Origin of the sequence: Acinetobacter sp. ANC 4169, assembly GCF_002135355.1 — a bacterium.
GTDB lineage: Bacteria > Pseudomonadota > Gammaproteobacteria > Pseudomonadales > Moraxellaceae > Acinetobacter.
Map to the genome: position 1 here is coordinate 1 of NZ_NEGE01000009.1, position 15,867 is coordinate 15,867.

Below are 15,867 nucleotides of genomic sequence, written 5' to 3' on the forward strand. Positions count from 1 at the left end.
AACCGCCAAGCAATATAACGAATAGAAAAATCTTCACGTAATAAGGCAAATATCTGATATCTTTCGTCTTGAGTAAGATGAGTATAGTTCATGATGCAACTTTGACTTTGGTCGGTCGGAAGCAAAATGCTAACTCATCTTACTTCCTTCCAAGAATTTAATCTCTGTTGCACTTCATTTAAGAATCTAAGAGCATAAAAAAACCCTGCTTGCGCAGGGTTTTTTTGAATCAATCGGGAGGATTAGCCACCGAATTGGTTCATAGTGTTTTTAGCATCGTCATGCGCTTTAAGAGCGTTGTCACCAGAGAAGATTTCTTTGTGATCATCACCGATGTCAGAACCCGCCATTGCTTGGTGTTTAACACAAGCGATTGTACCGCGGATTTCTTTACGTTGAACGCCAGCAACATAAGCCAACATACCTTCAGAACCGAAGTAACCTTGAGCAAGTTCGTGAGTAGAAAGCGCAGCTGTGTGGTAAGTCGGAAGTGTGATCAAGTGATGGAACACGCCCGCTTCACGAGAAGCATCTGCTTGGAATGTACGTACTTTCTCATCAGCATCAGCAGCTAATTCAGTGTTGTCGTACTCAGCGCTCATTAATTTAGCGCGGTCGTATGCAGATACGTCTTTACCTTCAGCAACCCAACGGTCGTAAGCTTGTTGACGGAAGTTTAAAGTCCAGTTGAACGATGGCGAGTTGTTATAAACAAGTTTCGCATTTGGAACTGTTTCTTTAACACGGTTAACCATGTGAGCGATTTCGTCAACGTTTGGAGTCGCTGTTTCGATCCAAAGAAGGTCAGCACCGTTTTGTAAGCTAGTTACACAGTCAAGTACAACGCGGTCAATTTGAGTGCCTTCACGGAACTGATACAAACCAGAAGCTAAACGTTTAGGACGGTGAAGTTTACCATCACGCTTGATCAGGATTTCGTCTTCTTGCGCTTCTGAAATGTCAATTTCAGTTGTGTCTAAGTAGCTGATGTATTGAGAAGCGATGTCGCCTGGCTCTTTAACCACTGGGATTTTTTGAGTCAAGTCAGCGCCTTCAGAGTCAGTACGTGCAACGATAATACCGTCGTCAAGACCCATTTCTAAGAATGCATAACGAAGAGCGTGGATTTTCGCGATGAAGTCTTCGTGTGGAACTGTTACTTTACCAGCTTGGTGACCACATTGTTTCGCGTCAGATACTTGGTTTTCGATTTGTAGCGCACAAGCACCAGCTTCGATCATTTTCTTAGCAAGTAAGTAAGTCGCTTCTTCGTTACCGAAACCAGCGTCGATGTCCGCAATAATTGGCACAACGTGAGTTTGGAAACCGTCGATTTGAGCAGTGATTTCAGCAGCTTTAGCAGTATCACCAGCGTCTTGAGCTTTTTTAAGCGCACGGAACAAGTCGTTAAGTTCTTTCGCGTCAGCTTGACGTAAGAAAGTGTAGATTTCTTCGATCAATGCAGGAACAGAAGTTTTTTCGTGCATAGATTGGTCAGGAAGAGGACCAAATTCTGAACGAAGAGCAGCAACCATCCAACCAGAAAGGTAGATGTAGCGACGTTCAGTCGTACCGAAGTATTTTTTGTTCGCAATCATTTTTTGTTGCGCGATAAAACCGTGCCAGCAACCTAATGATTGAGTGTATTTGCTAGAGTCAGCATCATAAGCAGCCATATCACGACGCATAATCGCAGCTGTGTATTTCGCAATGTCTAAACCAGTTTTGAAACGGTTTTGCATTTGCATACGTGCAGCATCTTCAGCACTGATGTCTGCCCAAGTGTTGCCGAATTTCGCTTTTAATTCGCGGATTGCATCAATCGCTGTTTGGTATGTAGTCATGATATTCTACCCTGTATATAATTTTAGGATTTCATCAATCAAAGGACTAAATCTGCAAGATATTGATTTGTTCAGATTTAGAGCGCTTCGTTGCTATGGACACAGCTTAGATTGACTGAAAAAATTAATCCAATATCCTCCAGTAATTCTCAGTATTTATTTAAAAAATATGTAGATCAAAGTCGTATTATATTTATGTGTCAAAATTTTAAATTATTGTTTTAATTTAATTTATTTAAAATTAACAAAATAGCATTTCGCTTACAAAACATTCATTTTGCTGTTATTTTTTTCATTAGACTTAAGTCTTGCCTCGCAACAAAAATGCTTGACCCGTTATTTTTAAGCTTATTTTTGTACATTTTTATCCCGTATTTTCAAAATACATTTGTATTTTATTTCGGCTATTTTTGCTTTTGACAGATTCTTACAACTGTACTTTTGCAGCATATTGAAAAACCTGACCAATTTTCTCAGATTTATTGGACTTAACTGCAATCATCCCTACCCAAAGCCGTTCATTGAGTGGTTTTTCTATAATAATCTCGGCATTATCCCGTTTCTTTTTTCATCAATATTCCTACACAAGCCTTGTCGCTTATGGCATAATCGAAATAATTTCATGAGTTTATTTTCGGTATTTCTTTTATGAATCTGGAGCGGGTCGATCTCAATCTATTAATATATCTTGATGTACTCCTTCGTGAAAAAAATGTAACGCGTGCGGCAGAACAATTGGGTGTGACTCAACCTGCCATGAGTAACATTCTGCGTCGTTTACGTAATTTATTTAATGATCCGCTATTAATCCGTTCTTCTGAAGGGATGACACCCACAGAACGTGCTTTGGAATTACAACCGCGTATTCGCGATGCTCTTTCTGACCTGTCGATGATTCTGGAACCGCGTACCGAATTCCGTCCTTATACCTCGAATCGCGTATTCCGAATTATGACTTCGGATTATGCGGAAGCGACTTTAGTACCGCGTTTGGTCAAAGCGTTACGCTCAGAAGCACCGAATGTGGTTCTCGACTTCCTAACTCCAAGTGATGTGTCCTACCGCGACATGGAACAGGGTAAAGTTGATCTGGCTATTAACCGCTTCAATGAAATTCCGCAAAGTTTCCACCAGGTTTTGGTATGGCGTGACAGCTTTTCCTGCTTACTCAACAATAAGCATCCTGCCAGCGCCAATCTCAACTTGAAAAGTTACCTCGATGCACAGCATATTTGGGTTTCTAAAACAGGTATGGGGGTCGGTTTTGGGGTCAATCCTGAAAAACAAGCCGGTCTGGGCTGGATTGATCAGGCTTTGGAACGTATCGGACAAAAACGCAAGATTTCGGTCTTTACCCGTCATTATCAAATGCCAGGGCTATTGGCTGCCAATGTTGATCTGGTTGCGACTTTACCCACACGTATTGCACGTTTGCAGGCTAAAAACCAGAACTTGCTGATTAAAGACCCACCGTTCTATATTCCCGAGTTTGAATTGAAAATGGCCTGGTGTCCTTTATTACACCACCATCCTGCACATCGCTGGTTACGTCAGCTGATTCTGTATGTGGCGCGTCAGATGATTGAAGAAGAAAATCGTGAGTTTTTAATGAATAATTCTCAATTTTCACACTATTAAGAATAAATTTTCTTAAATTCTTCTTTTTTAAGCTTATACTGTAACTTGAGGCAATAATTGACTTATTCCCTCAAGTTTTTTTGTGTTAAAAATATTCATAATAATGATGATCCACAGGTGGATTTGTGAGCCTCTTTCAAAATATCGTCATCATCGTCATCCTTATTGTCGGGGCAGGTTTTTTATCTTTAACTGAAATTGCCCTCGCAGGTGCACGCAAAGTTAAACTTAAAATACTTGCTGAATCGGGCGAAGAACGCGCTCAGAAAGTGTTAGATTTACAGGAAAATTCAGCAGACTTTTTCGCAGCATCGCAAATCGGCTTAAATGCCGTTGCCATTCTGGGCGGTATTCTGGGTGAAGGTGCCTTTCGTCCTTATTTCCTTGAACTTGTATCCGGCTTCTATCAAGGTCCTTGGTCTGAAACAATTAGCTTTACCCTTTCCTTCACCTTAGTCACTTCACTGTTTATTTTATTTGCCGATTTAATGCCAAAACGTTTGGCCATGATTGCACCTGAAAAAATTGCAGTATCGGTGATTAACCCGATTCAGATCTTTATTACCGTCTGCAAGCCTTTAGCCTGGTTTATCAATACGATTGCCAACCTGTTATTTCGCTTATTCAAGGTCAATACCACACGTGAAGACAATATCACCTTTGCTGATATCTCTGCCGTGATGGATGCTGGTGCACAAGCCGGCGTATTACAAAAACAGGAACATCACTTCATTGAAAACGTGTTTGAGCTTGAAGAACGTAATGTTCCTTCGAGTATGACCACACGTGAAAATGTGGTGTTCTTTACTTTAAAAGAATCTGAAGCCAGTATTCGCCAAAAACTGGCTGAATATCCTTATTCCAAGTTCCTGGTGTGTAGCGAAAACATTGATGATGTGATTGGCTATGTGGATGCTAAAGATATTCTGGTGCGTATTCTGAATAACCAGTCTTTACTGCAACTCAATGAAAACACCATTCGTAATGTACTCACTATCCCCGATACTTTAACTTTATCCGAATTGCTGGATCGCTTTCGTTCTACCAAAGAAAAGTTTGCAGTAGTGATCAATGAATATGCCTTGGTGGTGGGTGTTATTACTTTATCTGACATCATGATTACCGTGATGGGCGACTGGGTCACCCCGATTGAGGCGGATCAGCAAATTATTAAACGTGATAACAACTCTTGGCTGATTGATGGCAGCACTCCGATTGAGGACCTGAAACACGCCCTTGAAATCGATGAAATGCCGGATGAAGAAAATTATGAAACACTGGCAGGTTTTATGATGTATCGTCTACGCAAGATTCCACGTCCAGCCGATACCGTCATTTATGGCAACTATAAATTTGAAGTGGTCGATGTCGATCATTTTAAAATTGACCAGCTCTTGGTCACACGACTCCTAAAGGAAGTTGAAAACAATCATCCTGAAGAATCAGAGTAATCTGATTCTTTTCACCTTAACTTAAAATAAAAATTAAAATAGATAAAACCATGAACTTTTCAGTGACTGCCCTGCTTGCCTGCCTGAGTTTCTATTCAGGCCTTTACATGATCTATTATTTTTTTGCCCGGCAAACCCAGCCTTTAATTTTGATTCTTGCAATCGTATTGCTCATTTTGGCGTACTGGATTACGCCCTATAGTTATGAACGAAAAAGAAAAAATTATGACTCAACCATGCGAATCGGTGAGTTATTCTGGTATCCATTGATCAGTTGGTGGCGACTTTTTATTTGGCCCATCTCTGTATTATTGGCATGGCTGTATCCATAAAGAATCGAATTAAGCGCCAAAAAAAGCACCCAAAGGTGCTTTTTAATTGTCTTTTTAAGACTAAGCGATTAAAGCATCTAAGACAGCTTGATAGTGAATGCTAATGTCTTCTTCCAGAATTTTGTAAGCATTATCAAACTGCACCATAGGCCAGCCTTCTTTCCAGAAAGGAAAAATATTATGCAGGTCATGGGTGACTACAGCATCTTCACGTACAATGGCTTGTGCAACTTGCGATAAAACCTGTGCCGTTTCTGCACCATCTATAGCCAAATAATCAATACCACGTGCTTTTAAAATACGGATACGGTCTTTTTTATAACGAATTTTTTTGCTTTGCGCTTCGTTTAAATTCAGTGCCAAAGTCACAGCTTCAACAAACTTGTCTTCAAAGCTGTTATTTAAAGCCACCAATGCCTGTTTATGTGCCTCTTGACGACCAGCCTTACCGCCATTACGGATAATCTCTTTCGCTTCAGTATCCAGCTCATCGTCTTTCATGGACTGTAAAATGTCTAAAATTTCGATATCGCTTAAAGATTCAGGAGATTGATCAGTCATGAACTGTCCTTGGACAAAAATAAGAAAGGGCTATTTTCGCATAATTCCAGATTGAATACAGGAATAAAATTAAGCTCCCGATACTGTTACTTACTTGATGACTTAAAATATTGCTGAAAGTCTGATTATTGAGTGTAATGCCTCCCTCTCATTCTAGAGACATCAAATACCCCTTGTCTTCATGTGAAATAAGTAAAGACAAAATTTAAATCTATGTAGCGAACTAAAAATTTAGTTCAATTCAAACAACCAAATAAAGATTTATTTTAAGATGAAGCAATCAGTGAGTTGCAGATATTTCTCTGTTAAATGCTGTCAAATCCTTTATATTAGCCTTACTTTTTATGTTTCTTTAATTCTTATGATCAGCAATAAACAAACCGCACTTTTTTTAAAACAACTTCGGGAACAATATCCGATAGCGTTTAAAAGAAATTATTTGTTTTATAGCATGATCAAAACCAAGGGAATTTTAGACGAACTGAAAGAACTGATTCCCTGGGTTCTAGCCGCAATGATTTTTATCTCTCTTTCAATGAGTTTAAGCCCTTATATTGCTAGCCAATTTCCCCAATTTAATGCTTTTCGCGCACAAGGAATTGCCGTTCTAGCCATTATGTTGCTGTTTATGCTCTACACCCCAATAGTCATTAAACAAATTAAACATAGCTCGACTTCTTTATATCAGCAACTTCGCCATACTCCGGTTAAACTGGCGCTACTGATTGTGCTACAAACACTGAATATCGCCTATATTGAAAGTACCGTTTTACAAATCATTCTATTTTTCTTTGCCTTAAGTTTTGGCTTTGTTCGTTTTTACAAAGAAAATATGTTTCGTGAAGGGACTCAAAACGAGCAATATTTTTATTTGCAAGAAACCCGCCGCATCTGCTTTTGGGCCTATAAACAAGTTTTAAAAATTCAGTTTAAAAGCCTATTTACCAGCAAGAACTCAACTGCGCGTCATACACTGCGACAACAAGAAAAAAAGTTTATCGATCTGCATATACAGCTGATTCGTTATGAAAATGAACTGTGTAAAATACATAAACATGTCGATGTCGAAACCTATCTGGATAGTTTGATGTAGATTTTAAAAATAGCCTTGCTCATCTTTCAAATAAGATTCTAACCACAAAAATTCGGTCAAAGCCCTATTTTACTGCGATAAGCACATGAATTGATTGAAAAGAAAGCAAATGCACGGAAAGACACTTGCCAAGTTTTATTTCGTCCACTATTATTGCGCACATGCCCGAGTGGTGAAATCGGTAGACACAGGGGATTTAAAATCCCCCGCCCACAAAGCGTGCCAGTTCGAGTCTGGCCTCGGGCACCATTTTAATACTGATTAAAATGGTGCAATAAAAGACCCAGCGATAAGCTGGTTTTTTTATGCCTGAATGATTAAGATAAATAGATTAAAAATATTCAAAAATAAAAAAAGAATAAAAATGAAACGAATTAAAATATATACCCTGCTCCTGTTTATATTGATCAGTACAAACTTGACTCATGCACTAGATGCTATTGAAAAACCACAAACCCAAAAGGTTTATGATTTATTTTCTGGCACCATCAGCGAAAAACAAGGGCAACTCATTTTAAAGCACTGCACTATAGCGAAATATCCTTACCCACTGCATTTTAATCACCCTGAAGATGAAAAGAGAATTAGAAATTTGCTGCAACAAGACCCGCACTTTTGGCTTAATCTAAGAGCAAGTGCTTATTCTGAAAATAAGGAATATCACTTAATCGTAGATGGGATAGCAGAAATTCATCCTCAGGCAAGTTGCCATCTCACCGAACTATTGTCTAATCTGGATAAGCTTTAAATATATATACTAACCAATACAGAGTGACTTACCACTCTCTATTTGATACCAATTCTTCCATTTCAATATCCATATAGCCCTGATCTTGCACCACCATCATCATGGCTTCAGCAATATAATCTGCAGCAGTATCATCCAGAGAAGAATCCAAATCCTCAAACTGAGGTTTCATCTTATTCATAAAACCGAGCGTTTCAGCAGCAAATTGATAAATCTCAGTTTCAGATAAATCAGTTTTAGCTACTTTCTTCGCGAACTGTTGAATAAGCTGCTTAACTTCAGCCACCAGAATATCGGGATAATATTCATCATCAAACATAGGGAGAAGTAAATCTTCAAACATACAACACTCAAAAAAGACACGCATTAAAGCGAGCCTATATAACACAAAGCAACAAAATTACCAAACTCAACTATAAATACCAGAGATACTCTCCTTCATTTAATGCATTTGAACTTTGATATTCAGCATGATTCCTGGCCCCGCAAAGTAATGACATTACTCATCTTGTCAACATCATGTGCCTACACAATTCAAGCATAACCTAAATCCTAAATGGATTATTTTCATACTAGCTTTTACTTTCTGTATTTATGGCGCACTACACGATCATTAGAATCATTAAATCTGTAATTCCTATCACTTTATAAAATAAATTACTAATTTAATTGAAAATTTATTTCATGTAGCGGTTTAGTTGAGTTTTCGATACATACGATAGAATGGCTAGGATTTAAATAAAATCTACCTTATAAAATAAAAACCTAATTTCTATAGAGAAATGTTATGAAAGCCATTTTAGTTACATTTCTTGGAATAACCTTAGCAGCATGCTCTACAACCCCAACACACGATACTCAAAAAAATATTATTTCTGAACCTGAAGTCATAGCTGCACAGCAAGCTTGGTGTAAAGCATTACTTGATATCAGTTCAACCTATGATAAAAGCGGAAAACAGGCAGCAACTGATCTCGCAAGCAAGGTAATTGATAGTGCATATTTTTATCAAGATGGTCCAGTTTTGTTTAAACCCACATTAACCACAAATCCACAAACATTCAGAACGACAAAAGAAGGTGCTTTGTCTTATTTCGTCGGAGGAAATTCAAATTATCCTAATGACAAAGGCTTTGCCCTTGCTGGATGGCAAAAATGCGAAGTTGATAATGCAGCTATAAAGATATGGGGTAACAGTGCAACCACTTTAGGTAAAGTCTACTTCACCAATAAGAAGGGTGAAGTAACGACTGTAGATAAAACCTGGCAATTTGTAAAAGATAACGCAGGAAAATTACGAATAGTTACTCACCATTCCTCACTTGAGTATAAAGGCAAATAATTACCTCTTAAAGCAAAAAAGCTCGATACCTTATCGAGCTTTTTCTTGTTTATACTGCTAGATGATTCATTGCATTCCAAACTTTAATTGCATCACTCATTTCTTTAACATCATGCGCGCGTACCATACAAGCACCTTGCTGAATACTGACCAAATGCGCCGCTACTGAACCAACCGCTCGATGCTGTGCATCTGCCCCACCCAATGCTTCACCGATAAAACGTTTCCGAGAAAGTGCAGATAAAATGGGATAACCCAAGTCATTTAATTTATGAAACTCTTGTAACAGTTTTAAATTTTGTTGTGCATTTTTGGCAAAACCAAAACCCGGATCAATCATGATATTTTCAGGCTTGACCCCTATCTCCAGAGCATCCCGAACCCGTTGCGACAGTTCACGGATAACATCCAGCGTTACATCCGCATATTGATCCAAATTATTCATGGTCGTCGGTTCACCACGCATATGCATAATAATCACAGGGATATTCAGCTGAGCTGCTGTTGCCAAGGCATGCGGACGTGTCAATGCACGGACATCATTCCAGATATGGGCACCTGCTTGCACAGCAGCTTGAATAACTTCGGGTTCCGAAGTATCAACTGAAATAATCACCTCATGTTTTGCCAATTCCTGCACCACTGGCACGACCCGACGAATTTCTTCCTCAACTGACACTGCTGAAGCTCCCGGCCGTGTGGATTCACCGCCCACATCAATCACCGTTGCACCATCTGCAATCATCTGCAAGGCATGAGCCACAGCAGTATCTTTAGCATTATGCTTGCCACCATCACTAAAAGAGTCTGGAGTCACATTTAGAATTCCCATCACATGCGGCGTAGACAAATCCAGCTGCATTTCCCCACATTTCAGCACTCGATTGGGTAATGGTATTAGTCGCATCATGTTTCTCCTTCAAACAGTTGGACTATTCTAGCAAGTCTGAATTTATACAGACTGAAATCTTTTCATTCCGATCATAATCCCCCATAAAAAAAGAGCCTCAGTTGAGACTCTTTTTTTAAACATTCAGCTTAGCTGGCCGGTAATGGTGGAGGTGTTGCAGGACCATCGGTCGGAGTTACATCAATCACAGGATTTTCAGCAACATAAACTTTAGGTGGTTGTGGTTCACGACCTTCCATGATGTCACGGATTTGGTCACGATCAATGGTTTCCCATTCCATCAACGCTTTCACCATTGCATGCGCGATATCTTTGTTATTTTCCAAGATATGCCGAGCAACCTTATATTGTTCATCCAAAATACGACGAACTTCAGCATCCACTTGTTGTTGGGTCGCTTCAGAAATAGTACGGCTACCTACGTTTCCGAAGAAACCATTCTGATTTTCATCTTCGTAGACCATCACGCCCATTTTGTCTGACATACCGTATTTGGTCACCATTGCACGCGCCATTTTGGTTGCACGTTCAAAGTCGTTGGAAGCACCAGTCGACATCTGGTTAATAAACACTTCTTCAGCAATACGGCCACCGAATAAAATTGAAATTTCATTCAGCATTTTGTCTTTGTAATGGCTGGTCTGGTCGTGTTCTGGCAACTGCCAAGTCACACCCAATGCCCAACCACGCGGCATAATAGTCACTTTATGTACTGGGTCTGTACCCGGTAAAATTTCAGCAACAATGGCATGACCTGCTTCATGGTAAGCGGTAGCACGACGTTCTTCTTCACGAATCACCATCGATTTACGCTCAGGACCCATATAGATCTTGTCTTTGGCATCTTCAAAGTCATGCATATCGACAGTATTCTTGTTACGACGTGCAGCGAATAATGCTGCTTCGTTTACAAGGTTTGCCAATTGTGCACCAGAGAAGCCAGGAGTACCACGAGCAAGAATTTTCACGTCCACACCGGTGTGTGAAGGCAATTTTTTCAAATGCACGTTAAGAATCTGTTCACGACCTTTAATGTCTGGTAAACCGACCATCACTTGACGGTCAAAACGGCCTGGACGAAGCAAGGCTTTATCAAGTACATCTGCACGGTTAGTTGCAGCGATCACGATAATCCCTTCATTGCCTTCGAAACCATCCATTTCTACCAGCATCTGGTTCAAGGTCTGTTCACGTTCATCGTGACCACCACCTGTACCCGAACCACGGTGACGACCGACTGCATCAATCTCATCAATGAAGATGATACAAGGCGCATGACGTTTCGCCTGTTCGAACATGTCCCGGACACGGGACGCACCCACACCGACAAACATTTCTACAAAGTCAGAACCAGAGATACTGAAAAACGGAACTTTGGCTTCACCGGCAATAGCTTTAGCCAGCAATGTCTTACCAGTACCCGGAGGACCAACCATCAACACGCCTTTAGGAATACTTGCACCCAGACGTTTGAATTTTGAAGGATCTTTTAAGAAGTCAACGATTTCAACAACTTCTTGTTTTGCTTCATCACAGCCGGCAACATCGGTAAAAGTAACTTTAATTTGGTCTTCAGAAAGCATTTTTGCTTTTGATTTACCAAAACTCATTGGACCGCTTTTACCGCCTGCACCACCACCCATGTTGCGCATAAAGAACATGAATAACAAAATGATTAAAAGTACAGGGAAACTAGCGATAAGAAGTTGCATCAACAAACCTTGACGTGCAGGAGCAGTGCCCTCTACGACAACATTATGTTTAATGAGGCTTGGCATTAGTTCCGGGTCTTGAACCGCAGGACGAATACTTTCAAACTCTGAACCGTTTGTTTTTTCACCACGAATTCTTTCGCCATCAATGGTGACTTGCTTAATTTGACCAGCATTCACCGCTGAAACAAACTCTGAATAATTCATTGCAGTCGGTTGATTGCGGTCACTGATGTTACTGAAAATCAGAATCAGCACACCCAGTATCACCAGCCACAATACGGCATTCTTGAAGAGATCGCTCAAAGCTTTATTCCCATATCAATCTAATTTGATCACGCCCAGAAATGGATGACCTTAATTTAAGCTGAAGATCAGCTTTGCAATATTTTAAAAATGTACAAAATGCACAATTTTTAACGTCTTGGCAAGTAAACTTTATCTAGAAGCCTTCTTACGACCTTGCCCGATTAAAAATACTTCTTTAGAACGGGCACGTGAAGCAGCAGGTTTTGCTGTCTTCAATACATCAAAGCTATCTACAACTTGTTTACGGAATTCGTCAAATCCAGTGCCTTGGAAAACCTTGACTACAAATTGGCCTTTAGGTCCTAAAACCTTGTTGGCAAAATCTAAAGCCAGTTCACACAGATAAATTTGACGCGGTTGATCTACAGCCTTATTACCTGATGTATTGGGGGCCATATCCGAAATTACAACGTCTACAGTCCGTCCGTTTAAAATATTTAACAATTTTTCAAAAACTTCTTCCTCACGGAAGTCGCCTTGCAGGAAGGTCACATCAGGCAATGCATCCATAGGCAAAATATCGGATGCAATCAATAGGCCTTTATCACCGACTAACTTACCGGCAATTTGCGACCAGCTGCCGGGTGCTGCGCCCAGGTCAACCACAGTCATGCCCGGTTTAATAATTTTGTATTTTTCTTGAATTTCAAGAAGCTTATAAGCAGCACGCGCACGATAACCTTCCTTTTGGGCTTTCTTTACAAAAGGATCATCCAAATGCTCGCGCATCCACTCTCGACTACTTTTTGACAACTTCTGGTTGGTAATGCGTGTCGCCATAACTCTCTAAATAATAAAAAACTTCTAATATATGATTGTACGTGAAAAACACCACTGTTGCAGTATACATCTGTATCTAAATCTGATCTTTGCCAGGTTTTTTTCAATAATTGAAATCGATTATTTCAACAGAATATAAAGCGTTTAAACTTGGCATTTGTTATACTAGGCCGTTTTTAAAATTAGGTTATCTTTATGGCGGCTTTATCTATTCAGGAACGTAAACGTTTACGTCAAATCGGACATGCATTAAACCCGGTGGTTATGCTGGGCGATAAAGGTTTGACTGAAGCTGTGGTTGAAGAACTCAACCGTGCTTTAAACGATCACGAATTGATTAAAGTGAAAATTGTGGCTGAAGATCGTGAAGAACGCGCATCTTTAATTGAAGACCTTTCAGCTCAAACTGGCGCTGAAGTTGTTCAAAAAATTGGTAAAATTGCGCTGATTTATAAAAAAGCAGCAAAACAAAATGCCAAATTATCTAACTTGGTTCGTCACGCACATTTATCGAATTAAGCAGATTTCATGGCCAGTTACGAACTTAGCGCCTTTGATCGTCGCTTTCAATCGATCTCCCTGGTTGCTGCGATTGAACAACAAAGCCCATATAGCTTAAATGTGGGCTACTGGTTACGTGATCCCAATCAGCTCATGCAATGGCCTGAAATGGTTCAAGACCATCCTCGTCAGGATTTCTTGTGGGAACACACCTGTTTTGAAATTTTTATTGGGGTACAGGGTGAAGATTTCTATCGAGAAATCAATCTCTCCCCTTCCCAGGCATGGCAGGCATATCAGTTTGAAGAATATCGTTATCCTGAAGATATGCCGCCGCAAGCTGCCCATGATATTGAACTCAACCAGCTCAAACGCACACATTACGGTTTAAATGTGAGCCTGGACTTAACCGAGTTTATGTTAAAGCACAAATTACAGTGGTCGGATCTATTCTTGGGCTTAACGGCTGTACTCCAGACCTCGCAAGGCGAGCAATACTTTGCGATGCAACACAGCAGTCCAAATGCAGACTTTCATAACAAACGTGATTGGCTACATCAGTTTTAAGGCATAGCAGCAATATTCAAACCATAAAAAAGTGAGGCAAAGTACCTCACTTTTTTATGTCTGCATTGCGTAGACCTGCAATGTTGACCGAAGGAAAACCAGCATAGCGACCTTCCTCGCCAGTATATAAGTAGATTTCTCTACCTATCTATCAGCTTTTTAAAGTAGGTTCATCATCCGATTTCACCGATACCTTTTTCCACGCATCTAAAGTATGCTCCTTAGAACGTTTTAAAGTTTCAGCCAGATGGTCTTTATGTTTTACGGAAATTTGGCTGACATCCTCTTTTAACTCTTTGCCAAGTTTCGATAAATCTTCAATCACAGCATTAAATTCAGATTTGATGAACTCCTTCAATTCACTTAAATCTTTTTGTGAAAAATTCAATTGCTTCTTAATTGTCTCGATACGTTGCAAAAGATCCTGTTTCAGATTTTGAACCTGATCCTGTACATTGGCATGTAGCTCTTTCGCTTCCACTTTTACATTTTCAGTGGATTCAGTCACCGCTTCAGTGACTTTTTGCTGAGCATCTTTAGATGCTTGTTCCAATTTATCAGCACCTTCTGCGACCACTTCTTTTAAAGTGGTTTTTGCTTTCACTGTCTTTTGTTCTACTGTCATGATCTTGTTCCTATAGTTATTGCATGAGAGCCCTAGCGTAGTCGGTTTTGATAAAATTTAAGTTTTGATTTGTTAGACAATTCTAATTTGCTTACATTTTATATACACAGCAGCACAAACAGACTTTTCAACAAAACACAAGGCATTTATCTTACATATTCATGGTAAATAGAATGGACTTCAAAGGGCTTTCTGCGTATAATGCCGTGTTAAGTTCAAGCGAGCAGACATAGGGAGGGTAGGTTTTTAAGCAGCCTTCCTTTTTTTTCGTCTTCTCGCTTTTTTACAGCCTAAATTTCAGGAGCTTTGGTTTGAGCACTCCCGCCATTTTAGCCCTCGCAGATGGAACGATCTTTAAAGGTACGTCTATCGGTGCATCGGGTAGTACGACTGGTGAAGTCGTTTTCAATACTGCCATGACTGGCTATCAAGAAATTTTGACTGACCCAAGTTATGCACAGCAACTTGTAACGCTGACTTACCCGCATATCGGTAATACAGGCTGCAACGATGAAGACGCTGAGTCAGGTCGAATTCATAAAGTATGGGCCAACGGATTGATCATTCGTGACCTGCCTTTATTGCATAGCAACTTCCGTGCTGAGCAATCACTTGGTGATTACCTTAAACAACACAATGTTGTTGCTATCGCAGATATTGATACCCGTAAATTAACGCGTATTCTGCGATCAAAAGGTGCACAAAACGGTTGTATCCTTGCAGGCGAAAACATCACTGAAGAAGAAGCTCTAGCCAAAGCGCGCGCATTCGGCGGTTTGAATGGTTTAGATCTTGCGAAAGAATGCTGTGACCCTGAAGGTTATGAGTGGACTGAAGGCTCTTGGGCTCTTGGTAAAGGTTTCGCTCAACCAGAACTTAAATTCCATGTTGTTGCATACGATTATGGTGTCAAAACCAACATCTTACGTATGCTCGCAGACCGCGGTTGCAAATTGACTGTAGTGCCTGCGCAAACTCCTGCTGCTGACGTTCTTGCACTTAATCCAGATGGCGTGTTCCTGTCGAACGGCCCCGGCGATCCAGCTGCATGTGACTACGCAATTGAAGCTGTAAAAACAATTGTAGAAACCACAGAAATTCCGGTATTTGGTATTTGTTTAGGTCACCAAATTCTTGCACTTGCATCAGGTGCAAAAACTGTGAAAATGCCTCACGGTCACCACGGTGCCAACCATCCTGTACAAAATCTTGAAGATGGTACAGTGATGATTACTTCTCAAAACCACGGCTTCGCAGTAGATACAGACACGCTACCGGCTAACTTGAAAGCTACGCATAAATCATTGTTCGACCAAACCTTACAAGGTATGCATCGCACTGATAAACCTGCGTTCAGCTTCCAGGGTCACCCTGAAGCAAGCCCTGGTCCACATGACTGCGCACCACTGTTCGATCATTTCATCGAACTTATCGAAGCATCTAAGAAGTAATTA

At 40.2% G+C, this 15,867-nt stretch carries 17 protein-coding genes and 1 tRNA gene; 10 read left to right on the forward strand and 8 right to left on the reverse strand.

The genetic code is table 11. The annotated features are described in order from the left end of the window. Together B9T26_RS15995 and B9T26_RS08095 are read right to left on the reverse strand one after the other, a co-directional pair. Window positions 1-92 (reverse strand): helix-turn-helix domain-containing protein (locus B9T26_RS15995; protein ID WP_143223004.1); only part of this gene is annotated, 92 nt, incomplete at its 3' end. A 150-nt stretch (window positions 93-242) separates the two neighbouring features. Then, window positions 243-1,844 (reverse strand): isocitrate lyase, encoded by a 1,602-nt coding sequence (locus B9T26_RS08095; RefSeq protein ID WP_086199204.1) that lies wholly within the window; start codon window positions 1,842-1,844, stop codon window positions 243-245. A 648-nt stretch (window positions 1,845-2,492) separates the two neighbouring features. Between B9T26_RS08095 and B9T26_RS08100 the strand changes: the two genes are divergently transcribed. The 3 genes from B9T26_RS08100 (at window position 2,493) to B9T26_RS08110 (ending at window position 5,265) form a co-directional block, all read left to right on the forward strand. After that, entirely contained in the window at window positions 2,493-3,482 is a 990-nt protein-coding gene (locus B9T26_RS08100) for a LysR family transcriptional regulator (RefSeq protein ID WP_086176178.1), read from the forward strand. A gap of 125 nt (window positions 3,483-3,607) precedes the next feature. After that, window positions 3,608-4,933 (forward strand): hemolysin family protein, encoded by a 1,326-nt coding sequence (locus B9T26_RS08105; RefSeq protein WP_086199205.1) that lies wholly within the window; start codon window positions 3,608-3,610, stop codon window positions 4,931-4,933. 50 nt (window positions 4,934-4,983) lie between these two features. Beyond that, window positions 4,984-5,265, forward strand: a complete 282-nt coding sequence (locus B9T26_RS08110; RefSeq protein ID WP_086199206.1) for a hypothetical protein — start codon at window positions 4,984-4,986, stop codon at window positions 5,263-5,265. A gap of 60 nt (window positions 5,266-5,325) precedes the next feature. Here the strand turns inward: B9T26_RS08110 and B9T26_RS08115 are convergent, their stop codons facing one another. Then, window positions 5,326-5,826, reverse strand: coding sequence for a hypothetical protein (locus B9T26_RS08115; RefSeq protein WP_086199207.1), 501 nt, complete (start codon window positions 5,824-5,826; stop codon window positions 5,326-5,328). Window positions 5,827-6,187: 361 nt separating this feature from the next. Between B9T26_RS08115 and B9T26_RS08120 the strand changes: the two genes are divergently transcribed. The 3 genes from B9T26_RS08120 (at window position 6,188) to B9T26_RS08130 (ending at window position 7,667) form a co-directional block, all read left to right on the forward strand. Beyond that, window positions 6,188-6,919: a hypothetical protein gene (locus tag B9T26_RS08120; protein WP_086199208.1), complete on the forward strand. Its 732-nt coding sequence runs from the start codon at window positions 6,188-6,190 to the stop codon at window positions 6,917-6,919. A gap of 163 nt (window positions 6,920-7,082) precedes the next feature. Next, a tRNA-Leu gene (locus B9T26_RS08125) sits at window positions 7,083-7,168 on the forward strand. A gap of 115 nt (window positions 7,169-7,283) precedes the next feature. Continuing rightward, the gene (locus B9T26_RS08130) at window positions 7,284-7,667 is read left to right on the forward strand and encodes an SsrA-binding protein (RefSeq protein WP_143223006.1); all 384 of its coding nucleotides are present in this window, start codon (window positions 7,284-7,286) and stop codon (window positions 7,665-7,667) included. A gap of 28 nt (window positions 7,668-7,695) precedes the next feature. On the opposite strand, the gene B9T26_RS08135 is transcribed toward B9T26_RS08130, so the two are convergent. Further along, window positions 7,696-8,010 carry a DUF5713 family protein gene (locus tag B9T26_RS08135; RefSeq protein WP_086199210.1) on the reverse strand — a complete coding sequence of 105 codons (315 nt, stop codon included), beginning with the start codon at window positions 8,008-8,010 and terminating at the stop codon, window positions 7,696-7,698. A gap of 444 nt (window positions 8,011-8,454) precedes the next feature. Between B9T26_RS08135 and B9T26_RS08140 the strand changes: the two genes are divergently transcribed. After that, window positions 8,455-9,009: a hypothetical protein gene (locus B9T26_RS08140; protein WP_143223007.1), complete on the forward strand. Its 555-nt coding sequence runs from the start codon at window positions 8,455-8,457 to the stop codon at window positions 9,007-9,009. A gap of 49 nt (window positions 9,010-9,058) precedes the next feature. Here B9T26_RS08140 and folP read toward each other — a convergent pair whose 3' ends face one another. The 3 genes from folP to rlmE form a co-directional block, all read right to left on the reverse strand. Beyond that, complete coding sequence (gene folP, locus B9T26_RS08145; protein WP_086199211.1) at window positions 9,059-9,916, reverse strand: dihydropteroate synthase; 858 nt, start codon at window positions 9,914-9,916, stop codon at window positions 9,059-9,061. Window positions 9,917-10,047: 131 nt separating this feature from the next. Further along, window positions 10,048-11,937: an ATP-dependent zinc metalloprotease FtsH gene (ftsH, locus tag B9T26_RS08150; RefSeq protein ID WP_086199212.1), complete on the reverse strand. Its 1,890-nt coding sequence runs from the start codon at window positions 11,935-11,937 to the stop codon at window positions 10,048-10,050. 132 nt (window positions 11,938-12,069) lie between these two features. Next, the gene (gene rlmE, locus B9T26_RS08155; protein WP_086199213.1) at window positions 12,070-12,720 is read right to left on the reverse strand and encodes a 23S rRNA (uridine(2552)-2'-O)-methyltransferase RlmE; all 651 of its coding nucleotides are present in this window, start codon (window positions 12,718-12,720) and stop codon (window positions 12,070-12,072) included. Window positions 12,721-12,915: 195 nt separating this feature from the next. Here rlmE and yhbY point away from each other — a divergent pair, with 195 nt between their 5' ends. Together yhbY and B9T26_RS08165 are read left to right on the forward strand one after the other, a co-directional pair. Beyond that, complete coding sequence (gene yhbY / locus B9T26_RS08160; RefSeq protein WP_086199214.1) at window positions 12,916-13,239, forward strand: ribosome assembly RNA-binding protein YhbY; 324 nt, start codon at window positions 12,916-12,918, stop codon at window positions 13,237-13,239. Window positions 13,240-13,248: 9 nt separating this feature from the next. Beyond that, entirely contained in the window at window positions 13,249-13,788 is a 540-nt protein-coding gene (locus B9T26_RS08165) for a DOMON-like domain-containing protein (protein WP_086199215.1), read from the forward strand. A gap of 151 nt (window positions 13,789-13,939) precedes the next feature. Here the strand turns inward: B9T26_RS08165 and B9T26_RS08170 are convergent, their stop codons facing one another. Beyond that, entirely contained in the window at window positions 13,940-14,413 is a 474-nt protein-coding gene (locus B9T26_RS08170; RefSeq protein WP_086199216.1) for a hypothetical protein, read from the reverse strand. A 311-nt stretch (window positions 14,414-14,724) separates the two neighbouring features. Here B9T26_RS08170 and carA point away from each other — a divergent pair, with 311 nt between their 5' ends. Beyond that, the gene (gene carA, locus B9T26_RS08175; RefSeq protein WP_086199217.1) at window positions 14,725-15,864 is read left to right on the forward strand and encodes a glutamine-hydrolyzing carbamoyl-phosphate synthase small subunit; all 1,140 of its coding nucleotides are present in this window, start codon (window positions 14,725-14,727) and stop codon (window positions 15,862-15,864) included. The last annotated feature ends 3 nt before the right edge of the window (window positions 15,865-15,867 follow it).